The 24775-nt window shown below is 57.8% G+C and carries 20 protein-coding genes and 1 tRNA gene; 17 read left to right on the top strand and 4 right to left on the bottom strand.

Annotated elements, in window-relative coordinates; translation table 11 throughout:
- Positions 1-69 precede the first annotated feature (69 nt).
- Positions 70-2487, top strand: a complete 2418-nt coding sequence (locus LAO20_14580) for a hypothetical protein (GenBank protein MBZ5532655.1) — start codon at positions 70-72, stop codon at positions 2485-2487.
- Between the two features lie 63 nt (positions 2488-2550).
- Here the strand turns inward: LAO20_14580 and LAO20_14575 are convergent, their stop codons facing one another.
- On the bottom strand, positions 2551-3183 hold the full coding sequence (locus tag LAO20_14575) for a response regulator transcription factor (GenBank protein ID MBZ5532654.1): 633 nt from the start codon (positions 3181-3183) through the stop codon (positions 2551-2553).
- Between the two features lie 641 nt (positions 3184-3824).
- On the opposite strand from LAO20_14575, the gene LAO20_14570 reads away from it, so the two are divergent.
- The 8 genes from LAO20_14570 (at position 3825) to LAO20_14535 (ending at position 14309) form a co-directional block, all read left to right on the top strand.
- A complete protein-coding gene (locus LAO20_14570; protein MBZ5532653.1) occupies positions 3825-5861 on the top strand; it encodes a PAS domain S-box protein in 2037 nt (678 codons plus the stop codon).
- A gap of 223 nt (positions 5862-6084) precedes the next feature.
- Positions 6085-6480, top strand: a complete 396-nt coding sequence (locus LAO20_14565) for a response regulator transcription factor (protein MBZ5532652.1) — start codon at positions 6085-6087, stop codon at positions 6478-6480.
- Between the two features lie 1103 nt (positions 6481-7583).
- Entirely contained in the window at positions 7584-7898 is a 315-nt protein-coding gene (locus tag LAO20_14560) for a helix-turn-helix transcriptional regulator (GenBank protein MBZ5532651.1), read from the top strand.
- Positions 7899-8083: 185 nt separating this feature from the next.
- Positions 8084-10102 (top strand): multicopper oxidase domain-containing protein, encoded by a 2019-nt coding sequence (locus tag LAO20_14555; GenBank protein ID MBZ5532650.1) that lies wholly within the window; start codon positions 8084-8086, stop codon positions 10100-10102.
- 62 nt (positions 10103-10164) lie between these two features.
- Positions 10165-10830, top strand: a complete 666-nt coding sequence (locus LAO20_14550; GenBank protein ID MBZ5532649.1) for an SCO family protein — start codon at positions 10165-10167, stop codon at positions 10828-10830.
- 93 nt (positions 10831-10923) lie between these two features.
- A complete protein-coding gene (locus LAO20_14545) occupies positions 10924-12225 on the top strand; it encodes a hypothetical protein (GenBank protein ID MBZ5532648.1) in 1302 nt (433 codons plus the stop codon).
- Between the two features lie 117 nt (positions 12226-12342).
- Positions 12343-13689 (top strand): carbohydrate ABC transporter substrate-binding protein, encoded by a 1347-nt coding sequence (locus LAO20_14540; protein MBZ5532647.1) that lies wholly within the window; start codon positions 12343-12345, stop codon positions 13687-13689.
- Positions 13690-13844: 155 nt separating this feature from the next.
- Complete coding sequence (locus LAO20_14535; protein MBZ5532646.1) at positions 13845-14309, top strand: TlpA family protein disulfide reductase; 465 nt, start codon at positions 13845-13847, stop codon at positions 14307-14309.
- Positions 14310-14613: 304 nt separating this feature from the next.
- Here the strand turns inward: LAO20_14535 and LAO20_14530 are convergent.
- Positions 14614-14702: transfer RNA gene (locus LAO20_14530), tRNA-Leu, on the bottom strand.
- A 653-nt stretch (positions 14703-15355) separates the two neighbouring features.
- Here LAO20_14530 and LAO20_14525 point away from each other — a divergent pair.
- From LAO20_14525 to LAO20_14490, 8 genes are all read left to right on the top strand, one after another.
- On the top strand, positions 15356-15730 hold the full coding sequence (locus LAO20_14525; protein MBZ5532645.1) for a substrate-binding domain-containing protein: 375 nt from the start codon (positions 15356-15358) through the stop codon (positions 15728-15730).
- A 447-nt stretch (positions 15731-16177) separates the two neighbouring features.
- Positions 16178-16390, top strand: a complete 213-nt coding sequence (locus tag LAO20_14520; GenBank protein MBZ5532644.1) for a DUF433 domain-containing protein — start codon at positions 16178-16180, stop codon at positions 16388-16390.
- The gene (locus LAO20_14515; protein ID MBZ5532643.1) at positions 16387-16719 is read left to right on the top strand and encodes a DUF5615 family PIN-like protein; all 333 of its coding nucleotides are present in this window, start codon (positions 16387-16389) and stop codon (positions 16717-16719) included. Before LAO20_14520 ends, LAO20_14515 begins: the two co-directional genes overlap by 4 nt.
- A 247-nt stretch (positions 16720-16966) precedes the next feature.
- Positions 16967-18106, top strand: coding sequence for a Re/Si-specific NAD(P)(+) transhydrogenase subunit alpha (locus LAO20_14510; protein MBZ5532642.1), 1140 nt, complete (start codon positions 16967-16969; stop codon positions 18104-18106).
- 109 nt (positions 18107-18215) lie between these two features.
- Positions 18216-18542, top strand: a complete 327-nt coding sequence (locus LAO20_14505) for an NAD(P) transhydrogenase subunit alpha (protein ID MBZ5532641.1) — start codon at positions 18216-18218, stop codon at positions 18540-18542.
- Positions 18539-19921 carry an NAD(P)(+) transhydrogenase (Re/Si-specific) subunit beta gene (locus LAO20_14500; protein ID MBZ5532640.1) on the top strand — a complete coding sequence of 461 codons (1383 nt, stop codon included), beginning with the start codon at positions 18539-18541 and terminating at the stop codon, positions 19919-19921. Before LAO20_14505 ends, LAO20_14500 begins: the two co-directional genes overlap by 4 nt.
- A 238-nt stretch (positions 19922-20159) precedes the next feature.
- On the top strand, positions 20160-21053 hold the full coding sequence (locus LAO20_14495; GenBank protein ID MBZ5532639.1) for a hypothetical protein: 894 nt from the start codon (positions 20160-20162) through the stop codon (positions 21051-21053).
- A gap of 30 nt (positions 21054-21083) precedes the next feature.
- Complete coding sequence (locus LAO20_14490) at positions 21084-22241, top strand: pyridoxal phosphate-dependent aminotransferase (GenBank protein ID MBZ5532638.1); 1158 nt, start codon at positions 21084-21086, stop codon at positions 22239-22241.
- Between the two features lie 32 nt (positions 22242-22273).
- Here the strand turns inward: LAO20_14490 and LAO20_14485 are convergent, their stop codons facing one another.
- Positions 22274-22861 carry a hypothetical protein gene (locus LAO20_14485; GenBank protein MBZ5532637.1) on the bottom strand — a complete coding sequence of 196 codons (588 nt, stop codon included), beginning with the start codon at positions 22859-22861 and terminating at the stop codon, positions 22274-22276.
- Positions 22862-23084: 223 nt separating this feature from the next.
- Positions 23085-24659, bottom strand: a complete 1575-nt coding sequence (locus LAO20_14480; GenBank protein ID MBZ5532636.1) for a benzoate-CoA ligase family protein — start codon at positions 24657-24659, stop codon at positions 23085-23087.
- Positions 24660-24775: the final 116 nt, after the last annotated feature.

Raw genomic sequence — 24775 nt, 5'->3', positions numbered from 1 at the left:
CGGATACACAACCTGGGGATAAGCCCCGCGGAGAGCACTATGAATACTCAGTTGCAACGCACTAATAGAATGGTCCTTGCAGTACTTGCTGCCCTGTGCGGCGTGCTCTTTGCCTTGTCGATTCTGCGGGCGCAGAGCGCACCCGCATCCGCGAAGAAAGTCATTCCAGAGCAGCCCATGACGTCGCTGGCCGCGGTGCCCAATCCTCCGGTCCCCGGCTTGAATAATTACATCGCCAACCAGGCCGCTGCCATCGCACTGGGCAAAGCCCTGTTTTGGGACCAGCAAGTGGGCAGTGATGGCGTGCAGGCCTGCGCCACTTGCCACTTCAATGCGGGCGCTGACAGCCGGGCCATGAATCAGGTGGATCCCGGGCTGAGGGACAAAGATCCTTCATCCCCCAATTTCAACGCGTATACGCTGGGAGTACTCAGTGGAAACGTCTACTATCCGAATTACCAACTGCATGCCGGGAACCCGACTGCCGGGTTCGGCGGTTATCATGACGGCGATTTTCCGCTCTACAAACCTCTGACAGATCTGGGGACTTTCCCCTTCAACACCGGCGTCAACCATCACGATGTCATTTCCTCGCAGGGCGTATTTGCCCGGACGTTCAACTCCATTACCGTGGGCAACAGCGTTGATAACAGCACCGTAAGCCCCGACGTTAATTTCTCCTACCCAGACCCCAGCCACCCCGGGCAGCTCATCAACACCCGCAAAGTCGAGCCGCGCAATACGCCGAGCGCGGTCAACGCCGTGTTCAATTTCCGCAATTTCTGGGATGGACGCGCGCGCAACATCTGCAACGGCGCCAATCCGTTTGGCGATCGCGACGCTTCATCTCATTTCTTCTCTGCATCCACCACCACCATCCAGCCGGTTTCGGGGTTGGTCCGTTTGCAGAATTCAGCGTTGTGTTCCCAGGCGCTGGGGCCGGCGCTGAGCGGCTTTGAGATGTCTGCGGCTGGCCGTAGTTTCCCGCTGCTTGGGCGGAAGCTGATGTCATTGGACCCGTTGTCGGCCACGGGAGGTCCGCTCGCCGCCCAACTGGTCGACTCTAATGACAGCGTGCTGGGGAAAAACAGCAAGTCACCCAAGCGGGGCATCAACATCAGCTACCCCGCAATGATCAAGGCCGCCTTCCAGCCGGCGTGGTGGCAGTCAGTCTGGCACATCTGCATTGCGGCGGATGGATCGGAGACCCTGATCAACCCAACGGCGACTCCGGCCCAGACCTGCCCGGCCGGCACGGCAGAATACACGCAGATGGAATATAACTTCTCGCTGTTCTGGGGGCTTGCCGTCCAGGCTTACGAGAGCACCTTGCGAGCTGACCAGACGCCGTTTGACAAATACCTGGCGGGGCAAAAAGTGTTCACCATCCCCGCAGATAACGTCAACCAAGCCTTCAGCTTCTCGCTGGGCAAGGGAGTCACTCCCTACACCGTGTCAGTGCAGGCCTTCAACCCCGCTCTCGACAAGAGCGACCAGAATGTATTTGCCTTTGATAACGGATTCGGAGGCATTACCGGGATCGGCATCGTCTCGGGCAGCGTTAACTACGCCACGGGCCAGATAACCGTGTTCTTTGAACTGCCGCCGCCCACCGGGTTTCCCACCAAAGTGGCCTACAGCATCGGCGCCACGCCACTGACCACGGGCCAGCTTCGCGGGCTGCTGGTTTTTGAGACCAGGGGAAAATGCATCGTGTGCCACGGCGGACCGGAACTGACCAATGCTTCCGTAAGCCACGTCAGCCAGACCCCCATGGAGCGCATGATCATGGGCGACCTTAGTGTCCGCGTCTACGACTCCGGGTTCTACCACATTGGTACGCGGCCCGGACACGAAGACATCGGGCTGGCGGACGGCGATGGCATCACCGGTGCGCCTCTCTCGGAAGCGGCCAACGCCCAGCTCGGTGTATGCGCCGGTGGTCCGGCGCCGATCATCCCTGGGCGCCCAGGCGACGGACTTGCTCCTTCACCTCTGGGCTGCTTCGATCTCATCTCAAATTACGGCAATGAGAAAGCGCCGGGACTGCGCAATCTGGCGCTGACCGCCCCGTATTTCCACAACGGCGGCCAGCTTACCTTGGAACAGGTGGTTGAGTTTTACGACCGCGGCGGAGATTTTCCATTAGCAGCAGACGAACCAACGTGTCCTGTGACAGCCAACGAGATAAATTGTCTGATGGATCCCAACGTCCAGCCCCTCGGTCTCGGCGTGCAGGAGAAGACCGATCTGGTTGACTTCCTCCGTGCCGGGCTATTGGATGCGCGCACCCTGAACCAGTCGGCGCCTTTCGATCATCCGTCGCTCATGGTGCCAAATGGCCATCAGGTGGACGCCAACGGATTTCCCGTGCCCGATCCCAATCACCCTGGACAAGCCATTGACCTATACATGACCATTCCGGCGAATGGTAAGAATGGAGCTCTGCCGCTGCCCACTTTCCTGCAGAACGTCGCGCGTCCGTAGGTGTTTACGGTGTGTCCTGAGCTGTATGCAGACGCGTGTGCGAAAGAGGCCACTGAGATCGGGCTACGACTGAATGATGCCTTTGCGGATGGCGTAACGGACCAGTCCAGCGGTGTCATGGATGTCGAGTTTTTCCATCATGTTGGAGCGATGAGATTCGGCGGTCTTGACGCTGATGCCCAGCAGCGTGGCGACTTCCTTGGTAGTCTTGCCTTCGGCCACCAGTTGCAGCACCTGGCGCTCACGGTCGCTGATGGGCTTCTCCGGCAGATCGGCCTTCACCAGGAATGCCTGCACGATGGTGCGGGAAATGCTCTGGGTCAAAAACATTTCTCCGCGGCAAACCGCGCGAATGGCCTGAACCAACTCGCCTGAAGCCCTGGTCTTGAGAACATACCCGGTCACCCCGGCGCGCAAACTCTCCAGCACCAGGTGGTCCTCCGTGTGCATGGTAAGCAGGACCACTTTAGTCCGTGAGTTGGATTTGATGATCTCCCGCGCAGCGTCAACGCCGTTCAAAAGGGGCATGGACAAATCGAGGATGGCAACCTCGGGATGATGGGCCTCACAAAGTTTTATGGCTTCGCGGCCGTCGGCGGCTTCGCCTACCACTTCGAAGCCTTCCCGCTCCAGAAGGACTCGCAAGCCTTGACGAACGATTTCATGGTCGTCAGCCAGCAGTACACGTACCGCCATCTACCACCTCTTTGCAACCCGGAATTAGAGGAAACTAAGAACTGCGCCTGACAGAGGAGACTCTTCAAGTCTGCAACCACTCGTCTGCGGGTTCCAACCCCTGCCGTGCCCTTGAGATTAGGAAACCGCGTCCAAGACCAGTGTTTCCAGGTTTTTTGCAGCTTACCACCCAAAGCCGTCATTCGTTAATGAAAAGCCCCAAAAGCTGCAATCTGCTGCGCAGTTGGAGCGTCATTTCCGATTCGACAATCCATTCACAGCTCGACGCCACGGTCACAGAATGCCATGCCTATCTTTAGTTGATAATGTGCTATTGCTAGTATTTGGAATAAATAAAGAAGCAAAGACACTACTACTTAATATTATTTAGCAAAAAGCTGGGGCGATGCGCGGTGATTCGCCTTCAAGTACGCGGCATGGAGGCAGGATTAAGCGTTGTCTCCTTAGTGATGGAACATTAAAATCTCTAATCTGGCACTAACCGCCCTTTAATTATTGCAGGTAGATAATGGGGCAAATCAAAAGGTGCACTGCGGAGGCAGGATTTGCCTGAATTGCACCGTTAAAGACTTTAGGGGATTATTCCATCCTTTCTGTAGACGCCAGATTCATACTGAAATTCCCCCGGTAGGAGGCTCTGAATGGGCCGTACGCGCATGGCCATGTGGCCGGCGGTGTCGCGGTTGGCATTGGCGGTTTTGTGCATCGGTGTCGCCGGGACCCTCATTTCCTGGCGTTTCGCCAGCGCCAACGAACATGTTCACATCCAGAAAGTGACGCGGCTGGCCGCTTCCGCCGTGGCGGCTGATCTCAGTTCCGACATGGAAGCGTGGATGATGGGGCAGATCCGGCTGGCCAAGATGTGGGAGATCGGCGAACCGACGTATGCGGAATGGACGGCGTTTGCCAATTTGTATCTGGAACATCATCCCGGCTGCATCGCCATTGAATGGCTTGATCCCAAGTATGAGGAACGCTGGGTGTCCGTGGCTCCAGGCGAGAAATCACCGCGCGTGAACAACGGGGTACGCGAGGCCCTGTTGAAGGCCGTGATCCTTTCAAAAAAAGAGACAGTGTCACCGCTTCTGACGTCGCCGGCCGGCCGGAAGCAATGGCTCACGGTTGTGCCCATTTATCAACGAGGACAGTTTCGCGGATTCGTTCTTGGCTACTTTGACGCGCAACGTTCCCTGGACACCATGTTTGTAGATATCCAAGGCCTGAATTTCTCTGTGGCGATCGAGGCCAATGGCGAGGAGGCTTACCGGCTGGACGGCTACAATCCGGAAAACAAACATGATTGGACGCAGGCTATTGACGTCGCGCTTCCCGGGCCAACGTGGCGGCTGAGAGTCTGGGCCAACCCGGAGGCCATGCGCGAAATTCGCTCCAATTTTCCGTTGGCGACGTTCGTTTCCGGCCTCGGCGCCAGCCTGCTGCTGATGGTGATCGCGCAGATCGTAGATAAACTGAGATTAGAAGTTGCCGAGCGGCGGCGCGTTGAACAATCCTTGCGCACCTCGCAAGCGCGTTTCGCCGGCATCCTGGAGATCTCCGCGGAAGCGGTAGTTTCAGCAGATGTGAACCAGCGCATCACCCTTTACAACCAGTCAGCGGAGAAGATTTTCGGGTACACCGCGGAAGAGGCCTTGGGGCAATCCATGGACATCCTGATTCCCGAACGCTTTCGCGCCATGCATCACAAACACGTGGCCCAGTTCGCGGAATCGGCGAAGCAAAGTCTGTTGATGTCCAAGCGGCGGCAGGTCTATGGCGTGCGGAAAGATGGCACTGAGTTTCCCATGGCGGCGTCAGTTTCCCGGCTGGACGTCGCCGGCGATAGGACCTTCACCATCATTTGCAGCGATGTTACCCAGGAGGTGCGCGCGGCGGAGGAACTCCGGCGAGCACACGATGAGCTGGAACTGCGGGTCCGGGAAAGGACCGCCGATCTGCAGGAAAGCAACCAATCTCTCCAATCTGAGATTCTCGAGCGCAAACACGCGGAGGAAGAGGTGCAGGAACTTTCCCGGCGGATGATGCGGGTACAGGAAGAGGAGCGCCGGAACCTGGCGCGTGAGCTGCATGATGGAGCCACCCAAAACCTGGTTGCTCTGAACTTGAATATGGCGCGCATGCAAGAGGCCAGCGCCGCCGTGCCGGCCATACAGACCGCCATTGAGGAATCACAGCGGTTGGTTGACGATTGCACCAATGAGCTGCGCACCATCTCTTATCTGCTTCACCCCCCGCTGCTGGAAGAACTCGGCCTGAGCCGGACTTTGCGCGGTTACGTGGAAGGCTTCAGCCGGCGCAGCGGCATTGCGGTTACTTTGACCACCCAGGGAGAGCTGGACCAATTGGGATTTGACGTGGAATTAGCCGTATTCCGCATTGTGCAGGAGGCCCTCTCTAACGTTCATCGCCACTCACACAGCGCCACGGCAACCATCCTGCTTTCCCGCCAGGACTCGATGCTCAATTTGGAAATTGCCGACCAGGGCCGGGGCCTTCCGCCCGGAAAAGCCAACGCCGGAGTTGGCATTGCCGCGATGCGCGAGCGAATGCGCCTGTTGAAGGGACGATTAGAGATCAAGACGGGCCGCGGAGGCACCACCATCCTTGCCACTTTGCCGCTGGCTGCCGCCCAAGGGCCTTCTTCAGGCGCGGTTGCCTAAACGGTTTCTCAAGGTTCTCCCCTGGCGAAATCAGCAATCCACCTGATTCGATCTCTCCCCTAAACCTATATCATTGAAGGTAATGCAGCCTCTACTGTAGTGACGACTCCACACGCCTTGGGCTGTATCTAGCAAGGGGTTCGAAGTCGCTGTGAAGGGGTCTGGCCTCAGCCACACAGGACAGACAGGCGAGTATCAGCGGACGCACGACAGGAGACCGAAAATGCTGCAACGTGCTACGAAATCTCTTCGAATCCTGGTGGTGGATGACTCTCCAACCTTCCTCAGGACTCTTTGTTCATTCTTTGAAGGCGATCCCAATACCAAAGTAGTGGGAACCGCCCAGGGAGCCCACGAGGCCTTTGCCACCATAGCAGAGCTGCAGCCCGACCTGGTGCTCATGGACCTGCAGATGCCGGGAATGAGTGGATTGGAAGCCACCGAAGTGCTGCGCGGGCGTTTTCCCGCAATTCCCGTGGTTATGCTGACCGCCCACGACATGCCCGGTTTGCGCCAAGCTTGCAAGAAAAGCGGCGCGTATGAATTTGCCACCAAGGGCCGGCTCAGTATTGAACTGCCTGCCATTCTCAGGCGATTGCGTGCGTCTCTGGAGAATTAAACGGCGCAAGCACGCGGAACAACTATCGGGATTCCGTTTCCCCAACCCGGAAGAGGACGAAGAAGTCCGCCATTCGTCCTTCGATCATTTGAGTGAAAAACTCTCCATCCAGTAAGGCGCCCAACATTGTCGCGAGGGCTAAATTCAACGCTTGCGCGTCGTGGAAATGAGCTGCCCGCCCGACTCGCGCGGCGAGCAGCGCCGTCACGAGAGCTGACAAATGGTTGCAACGGCGAGGCACGCAAGCGGTTTGGAGCGTAGCGACAGGAACACTGGTGCCGAGAGGGGGCTCGAACCCCCGCGAGGGTGAAAGCCCCCACGATCGTAAGGTAGTTTGCCCAATCGTTCCAAATTTCTATTTGTATGGACTTTGGCGCAACCGAAAACTGACAAAAAGCGTCATTCTTCGTGCTCGTCCCATTTTGGAGCTCAAGGAAATTTTGTTCTTAAATTCATCAGATATTTATTGACAGCAGATGTCTACTGGCATAAGACTTGGCGACAAGCCTGTGAGGAGCCGGAAGATTTTCGGCAACGTTGGAAATTGGATGTGCTTTAAGGCTGCACTACCCGCCCCAAAGCAACTATCTGGCTGAGCAGCTCGACTTACCTGACAAGCCGAATGATCTAGTCAGCTTGTCAGTCAGGTAAATCTGTTTATCCACATCGAAACGAATTGGCCGGCGGACCCAATCGTTCGATCCTCAAACCACATTCGTCTCAAGGTACTTTGGGAAATCGTCATGTGCGAGAAGACATCGCACATGCAACTGCAGCGGTGAATGAGTGGAAGCCATGCACGCCGCGCGGTTCCGTGATGGCCCAAGAAGGGGAAGCATCGGGCATGCTCAACTAGCGACTACGCCAGTTGGGCAAAATGTAGACGGACCAGCCCTTCCGCCCTGACGTTCCAGCAGCGTAAGCGAGCAAGTTTGCGGGCAGGACTCCAGAGGTGATGGCGCTGAGCCGCTGTAGGAGGCCCTGTGTCAAGCTCCCGTTCCCACGCACTCTCTGCGAGCAGCAAAAACACCAAAGGTACTGCTGCGAGAGATTTATCCGGATTTAGCGCTGCTCCTTCTCAGCCTGTAGCACCGATTGTCGCAGTGCAAGAACGGCGCGTCCGCAAAATCCTGCAGACCATAGCGGCTGAACCTCCCCGCAACATCTTTGATCTGGCGCAGGAATTCAATCTGAGTCCGTCGCACCTTCAGCATGTTTTCAAGCAGCAGACAGGAACTTGCCTCGGACATGTGCTCACCGAACAGCGGCTGCAAAGGGCCGCGCAACTTCTCGCCGAGAGCAACTTGAGCGTCAAGGAAATTGCCCACCTGTCGGGCTATGAACACACGTCGAGTTTTATTCGCGCGTTTGAGCGCCGCTTCCTGCAGGCGCCGCGCCGCTACCGCCAATCCAGGTGATTGGGTAAAAAGAAAAGCAGAAAATGCTAACTTGTTTCTTGTTGCGTACAGCAGCAATCTCTGAAAATGCTAATAAACAACTGTTTTGGCTAACTGTTGTGTGTTTACCGTCACAGCATTTCCGATTAGTTTTGTCTCCTGCAACTTTGAGGACTGTACGGCCGCAGACTCAAAAGGAGGCATGAATGTACTACAACGTCTTCGGAGAAAAGGTCTCCAAGCGTCGCTTTAAAGAGATGTGCGACGCTGCCAAGAACCGGCGCGAACTCATTGCCGCCGGGCTCACCAGCCGGCGCGACCTCTTGAGAATGGGGCTGCTGACCGCGGGCGGTATGTTGGTAGCCAAGAGCGGCTTGAGCGCCAGGGCTCAGATCAGCCCCCAGAGTCCTACAACAGGCCTGCCCGGCTCGAACGTTAAAACCAACCAACCTCCGAGTTCAGCGTCCACCAACAGCCCCGGCACAAACCAGAATTGCGTGCCCGGTAACCAGACGGCCAGTCCCAAGACCAGGGCATTTATCCAGCCGCTGCCGATCATACCGCTTGCGAGAACGGTCGCATCCCTGAGTCCCACGCCGACCGAGAATCCGAACACGGCTGCTGGAGAAGTTCGCGCCGCTCCCTTCCAGGCGCCACTGATCGATTCTACGCGGTTCCCGGTGGTGCCCGCCACGCTGTATCAGTTTCACCAGAGGCAGTTCACTACCAGTTTTTCTCCCGACCTGCCCAACCAGACCATTTGGGGCTTCGACGATGGTACCGGTACGCGCAGCCCTGGACCTACATACAAAGCCTTCTACGGCAGGCCGCAGCTGACGCGCAACATCAATTCGCTGCCCTCGATTACGCAGAGCAACAACACCGGGTTCGGCATGGCGTCAGTGAGTACCCATTTGCATAATGGCCACACACCTTCAGAGAGCGACGGCAACCCGTGCGACTTCTATCCCGCCGGACACTTCTGCGACCAGTATTACCCAAATGTGCTGGCCGGCTTCAATTCCACCAACGCGCCCAACGGCGATATCAACGAGTCATTGAGCACGCTGTGGTACCACGATCACCGCATCGACTTCACTTCGCAGAATACGTACAAAGGTCTGGCCGGCTTCTATTGCCTGTTCAACCAGTCTGACACTGGCGACGAAACCACAGGCTTCCATCTCCCCAGCTTCCCGCAGTTCGACATCCCGCTGATGTTCAACGACAAGGTGTTCGATCCGCAGACCGGCGAGTTGGTGTTCGATCTGTTCAACCTGGACGGCATTCTAGGCGACAAGTTCCTGGTGAACGGCGTGATCCAACCCTTCCTCCAGGTCTCGCCCCGTCGCTACCGCTTCCGCTTGTTGGATACCGGTCCGTCGCGCTTCTACGAGTTCTTCCTCACAGGTAACATCGGCGGAACGGGTTCGCCCACAACCAACCCATTCTTCCTGATCGGCACAGACGGTAACCTCATTCCTGCCCCTGTCCAGGTTCAAAGCGTGCGCATTGGCCCCGCCGAGCGTGTGGACGTCATCATTGACTTCACCAACTTGGCCGGCCAGACGCTCTACCTGGAGAACCGCCTGAGTCAGATCAACGGCCAGGGTCCGGTGGCGGTGGACAGCCAGCTCTTTGCCCAAAACGAGCCGGTCAACACCGAATGCACCACGGTTCTCGCCAATACTATCCCCGCAGTGAAGCCAGCCGGCGCAGGCGACCTGATTTTGCAGTTCCAGGTGACCGGCCCGGTGGTAGCAGACCACAGCCTGCCTCCGAGCCAGCAGACGTTCTACTCCCTGCCGAGCACTACGCCTGCACCCAGGATCGTGCGTACTTTCAAGTTTGACCGCCTGAACGGCCAGTGGTCCATCAATGGGCAGTTCATGGACTGCAATACGTTCCGCTTCACGGTGCAACAGAACAGCGTGGAACATTGGCTCCTGACCAACCTCACCGGCGATTGGACGCACCCCGTCCACATTCACCTGGAAGAGCACCAGATCCTGAACCGCAACCGGTCCGCGCCAACCGTCCCTGCCGACCGGGGACGGAAAGACGTGACCCAGTTGCATCCCAACGAGCGTGTGGAGCTGTTCTTCCGCTTCCGCGATTGGCTGGGCAAGTACCCCATCCACTGCCATAACGTGGTCCACGAGGACCACGCCATGATGGCCCTCTGGCACGTAGAGCCGACCGGCGACAACGTGCAGGTGCCATAAAAAAGAGGCTAGAAACTGCGCCCCGCACAAATCATGTGTGGGGCGCGGAAGGAGATTCGATCATGCCTGACATTTCAAGACGAAAGTTCCTGAGCTTAACGGCAGTCGCGCCTCTGGCGGCCGGGATGGTGGGTGGCGCAGCGCTCGGCTCAGGCCCGCCCGATTCTTCGCCGGCGCTGACCTCGTCAGAGCGGGCGCGCCGCAGGATCCAGCAACAGCACTTGCCCAACCTTCCTCTGCTCAACCATGAAGGCAAGCAGGTTCTTTTCTACGACGACTTGATCAAGAACAAGGCGGTTACGCTCAACTTCTTTTATGCCCATTGCGACGAGATTTGTCCGCTGGTAAGCGCCAATCTGGCCAAAGTGCAGAAGCTGCTCGGCAACCAGGTCGGCCGCGACATCCACATGTATTCCTTCACCTTGACTCCGGAAATAGACACGGTTGAAGTGATCAGGGAATACCGGCGAAAGTATGGCGCCGGGCCAGGCTGGAGCTTCTTTACTGGCAAACCCGAGGACATAGAGAAGCTCCGCAGAGCGATCGGCTTTTCTTATCCCGAACCGGCCATCGACAAGGACAAAACCCAGCACATCGGCAACATTCGCTACGGCAATGAACCGCTGATGCTGTGGTCGGCTTGTCCCGGGATGGGCAATGCGAAATGGATCGCCGAAACCTTCGAGTGGATGGTCCACCCTGAGCAAAGCCGGGTGCAACCATCCTGAAGCTTGTTGCGGAACCGCTGGTTGTCAAACACGTTTTTCATTCCGGGGTCGCGGCGGACGCGGCCCAAGGAGGATAGAGTTGTGAAGAGCTTGATGAAAAGCATTTTCGGATGTTTTGTTGTAATGGTTGCAGGGCTTGCCTCCGCCCAGACCTTTACCCCGATTAACCCGCCGCCGTGCGATTTCAGTAATCAGTTTTACGCGGACAATGGAATCGCCTCGACCACGGGTGCTGAATTGAATACTGAACCCGACGGCCGGTTCGGCACCTTCCGGCAGTTCGGTCCGCCGGCAACCGGTACCCAGACAAACTGGGTGGCGGACACCACCCACTGCGCCACAACCGATCCGACGCGGCGGAATTTCCGCATTCTGGCCACCACCGGAGGCAACTCAGACGACGGCAACAGCCCCTTTAGCTGCGTCGATCAAAATGGCGCTTTTGCCGTCCCCCAGTGCGCGGGACAGGCGTCCGGGATACCCGAGACCCTGGAGTTCATCTCCATCCTCGCCTTCATCCACAGCCAGAATGCTTTTGAAACCAGCTACTCGCGCACGGTTGGCGCCATCACCAACGGCGGTCTGGACGGCGTGCAGTCGAATGCCGGCGAAGTCATTTCGCTCACTCCAGGCACGGACCCGGTCGGGAACGCCACGGGCCTCAACCCTCGCGGGATCAGCATGCTGCAAATCGTTGGCAATTTCGAGGCCTACGCGTCAATCAACCAGAAGCTCCCGAATGGCACCTTTGCCTTAAACCCCTGCGCGGCGGACATGGTCAGCCCGCTGGCGCCGGCTACGCCCTGCTTTAGCGTGGCCGATACCAAAGACTCGCATGGCAACACGATATCCGACGTTGCCACTCCGAACCTAAGGCAGAATTGGAGGTTCGCCACCAACCGCAATGCCATGGACGGCAGCGACAATAACTGCATCAACAACACCGACCAGAATTGCAAACACAAGGCCTACAGCGACAGCCCCTACGGCTATTTCTGCGACGATCTGCTGGGCATGTGGATCATTACGTACTTCTGGTTCACACAACCTCCCACGACCACCGTTCAGCCCTGTCACGATGTGTACGCGGCCATCGGTCACGCGAACGGCTTTAGTCCCGAGGGATATCCCATCATCCTCACCGCTCATGAGCTCAATGATGAACTTGAGGCCAATGGCTGCGGAGCGGAAGGTCAGGAAGCCACGGACGGGACTGATGGAGGCGCGGCATGGCTCGTCTGTCCCGCGATTCCCGATCCCCGCAACGGCGCCATCGCGGCGGACGCGTTCCTGGATGTGGTGACGCACAACAGCTTGCTGGATTCGTTCGTGTCGAACAACTTCAGCTGCTTGAAGAGCACGGGAAAGTTCTGCTTCGAGACCTCCGTAGAGTAAGTTCTGCTGAGGCAATAAAGTTTATTTTGTCTCACCACCCCTGGCGGGGAAGTTCAGCCAGGGGTGCATCTTCTAATGCTGTTCGATGAACTGTTCGTCGGCAAACAGGTATCCTCAATGACCAGGAACACAGGCGCTAACGCCTCTCGTCGAGATTTCCTGAAGTTGGCGGCTGGGGCAGCCGCTTTCGGTCCCTTCTTCAGTTTCCCGGAGCGTGCTCTCGCCAGCCAGAAGACGCTCAAGATCGCCAAATGGGCCCACTTCCTGCCTGAGTTCGATCAGTGGTTTGTGAACGTGCTGGCCAAAGACTGGGGCAGGCAGAACGATACCAACGTCATCGTTGACATTCTTCCCGTGGAACAGATTCGTGACCGCGCCTTCGCCGAGGTCAAGGCCGGTAATGGACACGACCTGTTCATCTTTCCCTGGCCGCCTGCGGAATTTTGCCACCACGTGATTGATCACGGCGAAATCTACCAGGCAGTGGCATCCCGGGTCGGCGCCATCCAGCAGCTCGCGCATCGATCAACATTCAATTTCCAAACCAAGAAGTATTTCGGTTTCGCCGATTTTTGGGTCCCCTCTCCCGTGCACTTCTTTCAGGACTACTGGGGCCAGATTGGCATGCCCGCCGGCCCGGTGCATTACGGCGGGCTGCTTGGTGGAGGGAAACAAATACGTGACCAGTTCGGCGTGCCCTGCGGGCTGGCCTTCTCTCCGACGCTGGAAGGCAACGTCACGCTGCACACCATTCTTTACGCCTTCCGCGCCTGGATATTGGATGGATACGGAGGCGTAGTCTTTAACAAGAACGTCTTTGCAACGGTCGCGGTCAAGTACATCCAATCTCTGTATCAGCAGACAGGAACTCCTGAGCAGCTCAGTTGGGGTTCAACCGACAACGTGCGCGCCATGCTCGCCCGCAAGACTTCCTGCAGTATCAATGGCATTAGTCTTTTACGCACCGGGGAGAAAGAGAGTGCGGACACCGCTAAAAGAATAAGGCTGCAGCCTCCTCTAATCGGCAGGAACGGGATGGGAATTACTGCGTTGCCCCATGTTACCAATTGCTCGGCGGTTTGGAACTTTGCCCAGAACCAGGAAGGAGCCAAAAAGTTCGCGGGCGACCTGGTTGACAGTTCCCGGACCGGTTATGACCAATCCAAAGGGTGCAATCTTCCCATCTATCCCAAAACGGTCCCTGACTTCATCGTGCGCATCGAGAAAGATCCTGCCGCCGATCCTCCATACAAGTACGCGCCTTTGCAGGATGCGCTGCACTGGACGCCGAATCTGGGCGTGCCGGCAATGGCCAACCCGGCGTTCATGGAGATTTTCAACAGTTCTGTCATCCCCAGAATGGTGGGCAAGCTCCTTAAAGGTGAACAGAGCGCGGAAGATGCCGCGGCCGCCGGCGCGGCAGAAATGCAGCGCATCGTCGACAAATGGAAGCAGGTGAGCTGATCGTGGCCGTCCGGAGGAAAACGCTAATGTATCGAAGAGGGTCCAACACTATGTCCATGCGGAAGCTTACATCCTTGGTTCTAGCATTTCTAATCGTGGGCGCGACTACAGCGGTTCCTTCCGCCCCGCTACCGCGCAAGTCTCCAGAATTCGCGATGAATGAGCCCTCGGGCAAACAGGTCCTGCTTTCCAGCTTCAAGGGCAAAGTGGTGATGATCGAATTTTTTTTCCTGAGATCTCAGAAATGTCTCAATCTGGCCCAGAGCATGAATAAGCTCAACGCCGAGTTAGGAGCACGCGGCTTCCAGCCGATCGCAGTGGCGTTTCCCGCTCCCCAGTCCGACGTCAACGGCCCGCTGGTGGGCTATTTGGCGGAGACTTACAAGCTCAACTATCCGGTGGGCTATACCGATAAGAACAGTGTGGATCAGTATCTCAATCGCGGGCCAAGCGAAGTTTTGAGGATTCCCCAGGTGATCATCATAGACCGCGCCGGCATGATTCGCGCTCAGAGCGGAGGCTATGATGGAAACTTAAGGCTGGAAGACGAATCCTATCTGCGCACGCTGCTCGACGGTCTGCTTAAGGAGAGCGTACCTGCCGCCGCCATTAAGAAGTAAGCAACCAGCATCGAGAATGATGCCCGGATGGCAAAAGACTCGACCGCTGCGCATGTTGCGAATTGAGAAGCGTGAAACGCTGTGGAAGCGACATGAAACTCAACGACCCGAAGCGTGTTTGAGCTCTACGCGATTCGTCAGCAGAAACGACATCGAAGATGCAATGCTGCGCTACTCAGCGAACGAGAACGACTCAATGAGCTGCTCGCCCGACTGGCGTGGCGAGCAGCGCCGTGACGAACGCTGACAAATGCTTGCGATGGCGAAGTCCGCAGGCGGTTTGGAGCGAAGCGACAGGGAACAATGGTGCCGAGAGGGGGACTCGAACCCCCACAGGCCTTTCGGCCCTGCGGATTTTAAGTCCGCTGCGTCTGCCAGTTTCGCCATCTCGGCTCATGTTTCATTTTATGCCATGCACGGGGAAAGCATTCTCGTACCAGCGGCCCAACGAGGCGAACAGTCTAGACGGCGGTCCCGGCTAACCCCCGATTCTTGGCAGTTTTTGGCAATCCCGGCGATCATGGCAATGCTCGCTCGGTTACCTCTGTACTCTTTTGCTCCGTGGGCATGACGCCTATGATGGGCTTCGAAATTGGAGCGCAACGGCTATTACTCAGAGCACATCAGCATCTTCGATGTGCTCTTTTTTGCTCGCTTACGCTTCAAACCGCTGGCGAGCGCAGCACCCTCCGCGATTGATTCAGCACCTGTCGCAGCGGGCTTCGGCGCGTGGTTGGCCTCGCCCTTAATGCAGGTTTATGGACGATGGTCGCTGCGCGACAAACCGCTGACGAGATGTCGTCCCCCGCGTGGTCTGCCCTACCACGGGTCCTCCGACAGGGAAGAGGGTCGCCACAACGGCATGCCAACTCCCCCGGCGCTCCCGGGGTCTTAAGAGCTTTGCATTACCTCTGTAACCTTCCAGACAACAGGCACTTAGAGTAACTTCATTGAGATCAGAGATGGGTCACATAAAGCATTGGAAACGACATTTTCTTGCGCTTGGCATCTTGCTGGCGTGCTGGCTTCCTTGCGAAGCTCGGCATATGGCGGTAGTGGTGGACAAATCCAATGCAACGGGTAACGTCTCCGCCGCTGACCTGGCAAAGATACTCCAGGCCAACATCAGGAAATGGCCGGACGGCAGAAACATCACGCTGGTCCTGAGGCAAAGTTCCTCGCCTGATCTGCAGTTCGTCCTGCAGCGGTTGTGGAAGATGACCGCGGACGAGGTGCGCTCGTACCTGGCCGCCCACAAAAGCTCTTTTGTGACGGTTGATTCCGACGATGCCGTACTCAAGCTGGTGGAATCCACTCCGGGCGCGATGGGCCTGGTTGACGTGTACTCCATCTCCAGCAAGGTGAACGTCTTGAAAGTGGACGGGAAGCTACCCCTGGAACCAGGCTACCTGCTGCATTGAAATTGTGCTACGTGCCCCCTTCAAGGTTGCCGTGATCGCCGTGTGATCCCCGCCTCAGTCCGCGCGGAGCCCATGCGCGACGGTGAACTCTCCGTCAAACGACACCCTACTTCTTGTCTGCTTACTTAGACGTCTTCTTGCCGGCTCCAGCATGTAGCTTCGCAGCCTCGGTGCCGTGATGGAGCGCGTGCTGGCTATGGCCATGGGCCAAATATCCGTGTTGCGCGGCTCTTTCCCTGTCCCCGGCTTTGAAGTGTTTGGCTGCCTCGTTGAAGTGATAAGCCGCCTGCTCATGATGGCGAGCCGCGTGCCGATAATGCTCGAACGTTTTCGATGACATGCATTCAATGATACTCCGTTTGGGTAGAGCCGATTTGCTAGATATTGATAGCAAGCATTCGCTCCTAAACAGGCGTAAAATTGCTTACAGCAACTGGAGATCAGCTCATGGCTTCCAACATCATCGTCCGCGATCCCGGTGTTCTGAGTGGGGAGCCTGTTTTCCGCGGAACCCGCGTTCCTTTCAAGTCACTTACCGACTACTTAGAACATGGGCGGACGTTAGACGAGTTCCTGGAGGACTTTCCCAGCGTGACCCGCACGTCTGCGATTGCTGCCCTTGAAGAAGCCAGATTCAGCCTGGCTGCAACCCTGAAATGAGATTGCTGATTGACGAGTGTGTTCCCAAGAAATTGGGACCCATGTTTGCCGCTGGCGGCCACGAGTGTGAAAGCGTTCGCGATGCCGGGTTTGGCGGCGCGGCCAATGGCGAATTGTTAGCGCAGGCTGAATTCCGCTTTGATGTGCTTATTACCATCGACAAGAACATCCGCTATCAGCAGAATCTAACGGGCCGGGACATTGCCATCTTGATACTTCGCGCTCAATCAAACGATATTGGTGATCTCAGCCCACTTGTTCCAGAAGCTCTTGCCGCTCTAAGGTCCATTCAGCCCGGTCAGGTTGTTGAAGTTGGGATCGGAAAATGAAGTCCCTCCTGTTCTTCGTGTTGCCCTGGTCGATTGTCTCGTCTTAATCGCGGTTCGTCGCTGACGCAGCAGACCTCGCAAAATTACGCCCGCGTGATCTTCGTCACAGCGGGCCGTCGTTGGGCCCCTCTAAACTACCTACTTCCGTAAAATCGCAGATTTATTAATAATGGTCGCGCACTAAATACGGGTTGGAAAACGGCTTGTCGTTCTCAACCTTTTGGTTCTCAAGAGAGGATGACGTTATATGAGGATTGCGGTCCCCTTGGAAAAACAGCCAGGCGAAGCTCGCGTCGCGCTGGTGCCGGATTCAGTGAAGAAACTGATTGCCGGCGGTGTGGAAGTGGGAGTTGAAACGGGAGCGGGTAGCCGGGGTGGTTTTCTGGACGCGGACTACCAGGCAGCCGGAGCCAGCGTGATGGATCGTGCATCTCTGCTGAGCGGCGCGGACATTGTGACTTGCGTCAATCGGCTGGAGGCGGATGACTACGGGAAGCTGCGTGCCGGGGCGATTATCATCGGTTTCTTGAAGCCGTTGGATGATCCCGCCGGGCTGGAGCCCGTGGTGTCGCGCCAGCTCACGGCGTTTGCCATGGAACTGGTGCCGCGCATCACGCGCGCGCAATCCATGGACGCGCTTTCTTCCATGGCCACCGTGGCCGGATACAAAGCGGTGATCATGGCCGCCGAGCAACTACCTCGCATGTTCCCCCTGCTCATGACCGCCGCGGGAACGGTGCCTCCCGCGAAAGTTCTGGTGCTGGGCGCGGGCGTTGCCGGATTGCAGGCCATCGCCACGGCGAGACGGCTGGGAGCGGTGGTGGAAGCGTATGACGTTCGCGCAGCGGCCGGGCAGGACGTGAAGTCGTTGGGCGCAAAGTTCCTGGAAGTGGACCTGGGCGGCATTGAAACCCAAGATGCCGGCGGATATGCCAAGGAACTGAGTCCGGAAGCGCTGAAGCTGGGCCGCGAAATGGTGGCCAAGCACGCTGCGACTTCTGACGTGGTGATTACCACCGCACAAGTTCCGGGGCGCAAAGCTCCGCTCATGCTGACCGAAGAAGCTGTGAACAGCATGAAGCCCGGGGCCGTGATCGTTGATCTGGCGGCGTCCACCGGCGGCAACTGCGCATTCACCAAACCGGGAGAGACGGTGAATCGTAACGGAGTGATGATAATGGGGCCGCTCAACGTCCCGGCAACCGTCCCCGGCAACTCCAGCCAGCTTTACTCCCGCAACGTTGTAACCTTCCTTGGACTCATCATTGACAAGGGCAATTTGAAAATGGATATGGCCGACGAGATCCTGAAAGGGTCGTGCGTCACCTTTCAGGGTGGCAGCGTTCATCCCGCGGTGGCAGCCGCCCTGGGACGCCCGGTGGCCTAAAGCTTAATGCGTAATACTTAAGGAGATTTGAATGATTCAACTTCTGTTTCATCCCGCGGTTTTGATTGTGGCGAAAGTCGCCGCTGAGGGCGGGGAAGCTGCTGAAAAGATGGTGCTGAATCCCGCGGTGGTGATCGCGTCGCTGTACGTCTTCGCTTTGGCCGCGTTTCTTGGGTACCAGGTAATTTCGCGCGTGCCTCCGCTGCTGCATACGCCGCTGATGTCGGCCACCAACGCCATCTCCGGCATCTCGCTGATCGGCTCGCTGGTGATTGCAGGATCTCGCTATGAAAATCATCAGACGCTGGCGACTCTGCTCGGCTGCGCGGCCGTGACTTCCGCCATGATCAACGTAACCGGCGGGTTCCTGATCACCGACCGCATGCTCAAGATGTTCCGCAAGAAAGAAGCGGTCAAGGTGGAGGAGAAAAAGTGAACCATCCGGCCTATTTTCTTGAAGCAACGTACCTGATTGCCTCCTGCCTGTTCGTCCTGGGCTTGAAGAGCCTCAGCCATCCGGACACCGCGCGCCGCGGCATGATCATGGCTGCCGCCGGTATGGGTGCCGCCGTCCTGGGAACTCTGTTCCATCCGGAAATCAAAGACTATCTGTGGATCGCCGTAGGATTGATTGTCGGCTCTTCTATCGGAATCCCCATGGCCATGGTGCCCATGACCGCCATGCCGCAACGGACCGCGCTCTCCCACGCATTCGGCGCGCTGGCTGCCTCGCTGGTGGGCATTGCCGAGTACGTGATTCACGGCAGCGGTTTGGGCTCGGTAAAGATGGGCGCTCTGGGCCTCGAAGTGATGTTAGGCTCGCTGACGGTGACCGGCTCGCTCATCGCCGCCGGCAAACTGCAGGAGTTCATTCGCGGGACGCCCATCCAGTTCAAGGGCCAGCATATTGTGAACCTGGCGCTGTTCCTGGGCATGATCACCTGCCTGGTGCTCTGGATGTTGCACCCCAACGCGGCAAGCGCATCAATCTATTTCTTCACCATGGTGGGCCTGGCGTTTGTGTTCGGTGTGATGCTGGTGATCCCCATCGGCTCGGCGGACATGCCCGTCGTGATGTCGCTGTTGAACTCTTACGCTGGCCTCTCTTCGGCGGCCACCGGCTTCGTTCTCGGCAACAACGTGCTGATCATCGCCGGCACGCTCGACGGTTTCTCCGGCTTCATTCTTTCCATCCTTATGTGTAAAGCCATGAACCGCTCCATGGCCAACGTGTTGTTTGGCGGATTCGGCGCTGTCACCGGCACGGACACCGGTGCCGTGGGGACCATGCGCGAAGTCGGCCTTGACGACGTTGCCGTTCAGCTCGCGTACGCGAACCAGGTGGTCTTCGTGCCCGGATACGGCATGGCCACGGCGCAGGCCCAGCATGCTTGCCGTGAGCTGGGCAACTTGCTGGAAGAACGCGGCGTCACCGTGAAGTACGGCATCCATCCCGTTGCCGGACGCATGCCGGGACACATGAACGTTCTTCTGGCGGAAGCCAACGTGCCTTATTCTTCTCTGTGGGAGATGGACCAGATCAATCCGGAAATGTCCACAACCGACGTAGCCGTGGTGATCGGGGCCAATGACGTCGTCAACCCCGACGCGCGCGACAATCCCAAGAGTCCCATTGCCGGCATGCCTATCATTGAAGTGGACCGCGCCAAGTCCGTGATCGTGCTGAAACGCGGCAAAGGCAAAGGCTTCTCCGGACTGGAGAACCCGCTGTTCTTCAAGCCGGTGACGGGAATGCTCTATGGCGACGCCAAGACCAGCCTCACCAACCTGGCGCAAGCCGTGCAGAAAGTCTAGCTACGCTTCTTTCGTTTCTCGGGTCCTCTTTTCGCTTTTTGGGAAGAGAGGGCCCTTCTTCTTTTCGCAACTCAATTTTCGGCTTCGCTATAATCCGCAAGTGCGCTCGCTTGCTCGTTGTCTGATCTTCGTAATCGTCGCGGCGGTAGCATTGCCGGCTGCTCAGTCCGCGGCCACGCCAGATGTTCAACTCCTCAATGTTCAGCCCGATTCCCGCCAAGCAGTCATTCAACGCGGCATGAACTTTCTCTTCAACCGGGCTTCCGACAGCGCCGTGTTCGCCGACCACGGTGGCGACTTGGTGTGGGCCTTTTATACGATTTCGCACACGGCTCGCGACCCCAAGCTGCGCGCGACGGCAGCGAATATGGGCCTTGATCTGGCACAACGATGGCGCAAGGAGCATCCGCATGTGCCACCGGACGCCGACGCTGACACCATCTCTGATCTCGTCGCCAGCGCGTACGCCGCAGACAAATTCGGTCTGCATGACCGCCGCTTCAAAGCCGAGTTGCGCCGCGCCGCGGCGCAGTTCACCGCCAAGGATTACTTCGAGTTCGACGCACCCAATGAGCCGCCTCCGCGTGGCGACCCCAGGGAATATAAGATGTGGCAGAACGCGCTGGTCATCACCTTCTTCGGCGACGCGTCCGGCATCCGCCTGGGCGCCAGCCTGGCCGACGTGGTGAAGTGGCTGCCCCGCATGCGTCCTTACAAGGCCGCCGATGATGACGCTGAGTTCGACATGTTCTACTCCGTCACCCACCTGGTTTATGCCCTGAATGCCTATCACACCCGGCGCATTGATCCGGCCTTGCTGCCGCAGGAGATCGCATTCCTGAAATACAAACTCGCCAAGGCCTTGAAGGAAGACGAAGAAGATCCGGAGATGATCGGCGAATCGCTCGACAGCCTGAAGGCTTTGGGGCAGGGAGACGATCCGCTGGTGCGGCAGGGCATCGAGTATCTCGTGGAAAACCAGCGAGACGACGGCACGTGGGTCGGCGAGGAAGACAGCAGCGCCTACACTGCTTACCATTCGGCGTGGGCTGCCATTGACGGCCTGCGCGACTACCGCTTTCGCGGCATGGTAAAGAAACTTCCGCGGCTGGAACAGCCGCAACCGCGCTGAGAGATCGCGGCGTTCTGATATAACACCACCATGTTCGCTGACCGCACCAACTGGGACCTGCATACCAACCGTTTGTCGCAAGCGCTGGCCCGTATCCGCGCGGCCGGCGGCAAGCTGCTGGACCTGACCGCTTCCAATCCCACGGAATGCGGATTTCGCTATGACGGGTCCTCGATCCTGAAGGCCCTGATTCATCCTGGAGCGCTGAAGTACAAGCCTGATCCGCGAGGGATGGCGTCGGCGCGGCACGCCGTTTGCGAATACTACGCGACTCACAAGTTGAAAGTGACACTTGAGGATATTCTGTTAACAGCCAGCACTAGCGAAGCTTACTCGTTCGGATTTCGACTGCTCTGCAATCCCGGCGACGAAGTCCTCATCCCCACGCCCAGCTATCCGCTGTTTGATTTATTGGCCGACCTGCAGGACGTAAAGCTCCAACGTTATCCTTTGCTCTACGACCATGGCTGGCAGATTGACTTCCACGCCCTGGAGCAGGCCATCACCCCGCGGACGCGCGCGGTGATCGTTGTCCACCCCAACAATCCCACCGGACATTTCTGTAAAAGGGAAGAAATGGCCCGGCTTCATCAGATATGCGCCGCGCGGAAGCTGGCCATCATCGCCGACGAAGTTTTTCTTGATTTCAACTTGGGTGAAGGCCGCCAGCCCAGCTTCGCCGCCAACGACTCCGCGCTTACTTTCACCATGAGCGGGCTGTCAAAGATTTCCGGCTTGCCGCAGATGAAGCTGGCCTGGCTCGTCGTCAGCGGACCGGAAGCCAGGAAAAGGGAAGCGCTGGCCCGGTTGGAGGTCATCGCCGACACCTATCTTTCCTTGAATACTCCCATCCAGCTTGCCGCGCCGGCGTTGCTGGCCCAGCGTCACGGCTTCCAAAAGCAACTCATGTCTCGCGTGCGACAGAACTTGAAGGAACTGGATGCGCAACTCGCCGAGAACCCGCGCGGCACGCGTCTTCATCTTGAAGGCGGTTGGTACGCGGTGCTGCGCGGGCCGGCCACGCGCTCTGACGAAGACCTGGCCATTGAGCTTCTGGAAGAAGACGGCGTGTATGTCCATCCCGGACATTTCTATGATTTTCCCGGAGACGGCTACCTGGTTCTGAGCCTGATTACTCCCGAAGCCGACTTTGCCGAAGGCCTGAGCAAAGTGCTTGCTTGTTTCTAACGAAACCTCGCTCCATGACCAACATTATTTCTTCAGATCAGGCTCGAAAAGAACGTGATATCGCCTGCGCCCACGTGGGCATGCAGCCGGAATTTCCCTGGACCCTCGCGGCGGAAGGACCGGGCAACACCCTCCTGCTTGGTCTGGAATGCCCGCGCATCAATGTGGCCGACGCCCACGGAAGCGTCCACCTTCTTGTAACTTTCCGGCCGGCCAACGTCAATGCGGATGGCCCCGGCGTTGGACTCAACGTCCTTGTCGCCCTCAATACCAGAGATTTGTAATCGCCCGCCGTTGAGTCGTATGCGCAGGTCGCTGTTGCGGGGCACCTGGATCACCGCGGCGTAGTTCGGCGGGCCTTCAACTTTCACTGACGCCTGTTTTGGATTGGCGTCCACGCCAAAACGCGGTTTGGGATTCGGATTTGCCGTCTGGCTGATCACCACCAGTTTGTCAGAAGCGCCGGGCTCAATCCGATAGTCGCCCGAACTCAGCTCCAGCTTCAGCGCCTGGCGGGGAAGCAACTGCATCTGCATGCGGTTTTCAGGTTTGGATTGGCTCCAGGCGAGCGCCGCAATCAGGTAAACGAAGAAAACCGCCAACATTCTGTGCGTTTTCATTTGTTTGGCCCTCTTAGGTCCAAGCAGGCCGGGCTGAAGGGACCCGAATCTTTCGATCGGCAAACATTCAAGGCGACGGCGCGGTCACAAAAACTCGGAACGCTTAAGTGTGTCCAACGCCGTCACCTGAACCGGGAAGCGTTGGAAGAAGCTTTCTGGTACACGCTTCCTTCTGGAACATATACGCCGGAGAGGGAACGAAAGTTCCAGACAAACTTGCAGGCTATCTGACGTCGGAATGGGATGCCGCTTGCCGCAGCTTGTAGCGCTGGATCTTTCCTGTAGCTGTCTTGGGAAGTTCAGCCACGAATTCCAGCAACTGCGGGCACTTGTGCGCCGCCAGGCGGGTGGAAATGTGCTGTTTGATTTCCTCGCCTAATTGCGGCGTACCGTGCTGGCCTGAGCGCAAGACGATATACGCGGCGGGCTTGACCAGATCATTGCCGTCGGCATAGCCGATAACCGCCGCCTCCAGCACGGAAGGGTGTTCCAGCAGCGTGCTCTCAATTTCGATGGGGCTGACCCACATACCTTTTACTTTCATCATGTCGTCCGAACGGCCAACATACCAGTAGTATCCGTCCGGGTCGCGATAGTACTTGTCGCCAGTGCGCAACCAGTGGCCTTGGATGGTGTCCTTGGTCTTCTCATGCTGGTTCCAGTAGCAGGCGCAGACGGCGTCGCCTTTGATCATCAGGTTGCCGATTTCGCCTTCGGGGACGTCCTTCCCGTTTTCATCCACGATGCGGGCTTCGTATCCGGGAAGAATTTGCCCGCTCGATCCTGGCCTCACCGCGCCGGGCCGGTTGGCGATGAACATGTGCAGAGCCTCGGTGGAGCCGATAGCGTCCAGTATCTCCACGCCAAAACGTTCTTTGAAGCGGTGAAACAGGGTCGCCGGCAAGGCTTCGCCCGCGGAAACCGCCCAGCGCACGCTGGAGAGATCAAAGTCCGGGCCGCCCTCGCGCTGGTAAGCCAGCAGGGAAGAGTAGTTCGACGGAACGGAGAAAAATAGCGTCGGCTTGTGCTTCTCAATCACGCCGTAGATATTGGGCGGTGAGGGCGATCCCGGCCACAGGATGCTGGTAGCGCCTACGGCCAGCGCGAAGTAAAGCCCATTGCCCAGGCCGTAAGCAAAGAACAGCTTGGCCACGCTGAAGAAGCGGTCGCTTTCGCGAATTCCCAGCACTGCCTTGGCGTAGAGCTCAGCGCACACCACCATGTCGTGCTGCAGGTGGACGCAGCCCTTGGGGAAGCCGGTGCTGCCGGAGGAGTAGAGCCAGAACGCCGCATCGTCTTTGCTGGTGGGGGCCGCTGCCAGATCGGGCGAGCTCTCGTCGAGAAGCTGTTGCAGGGACATTTCGCCGCGAGGCGCATTCCCGGCAACAATAATCGTCTCCAGGTACCGCAGATTCGCTTTCGGGATGGCTTGCACCTGGGGCAGCAGCGCGTCGCTCACAATCAAGACTCGTGCCCGCGAATCGTTTAATACATACTCGTATTCGTGCGGCTTCAGCAGCGTATTCACCGGGACAGCCACCGCACCAATCTTGATGGCGCCAAAAAAGCAATACGCAAAGTCTGGCGTATCCAGCAGTAGCAGGGCGACGCGCTCTTCTCGTCGCACGCCCAACTTGGTCAGGGCGTTGCCGGCGCGGTTTACCCGCTCCGCAAGCTGGCGGTAGGTGACCCGTTCATCGCCGCATTCATAGGCCACTTTGTCGCCGCGGTCTTCCGCAAGGTGGCGGTCAACAAAGTACGCGGCCGCGTTGAACGAGCTGGGGATGTTCAGGTGCATGAGTAGAAGAATTGTGCAATGAGCATTGGAAATTGGCAACCCGGCTCGCTCGCTGACAAGGCGAGTTTTACTTGGTTGGACATGTTCCAAGGGTAGAACCGGCTCTTCCCGGTTTC

The organism is Terriglobia bacterium (assembly GCA_020072815.1).
Lineage (GTDB): Bacteria > Acidobacteriota > Terriglobia > Terriglobales > Acidobacteriaceae > Angelobacter.
Note: the sequence above shows the minus strand (reverse complement) of the source record. Positions and strands in the feature narration are given on the sequence as shown.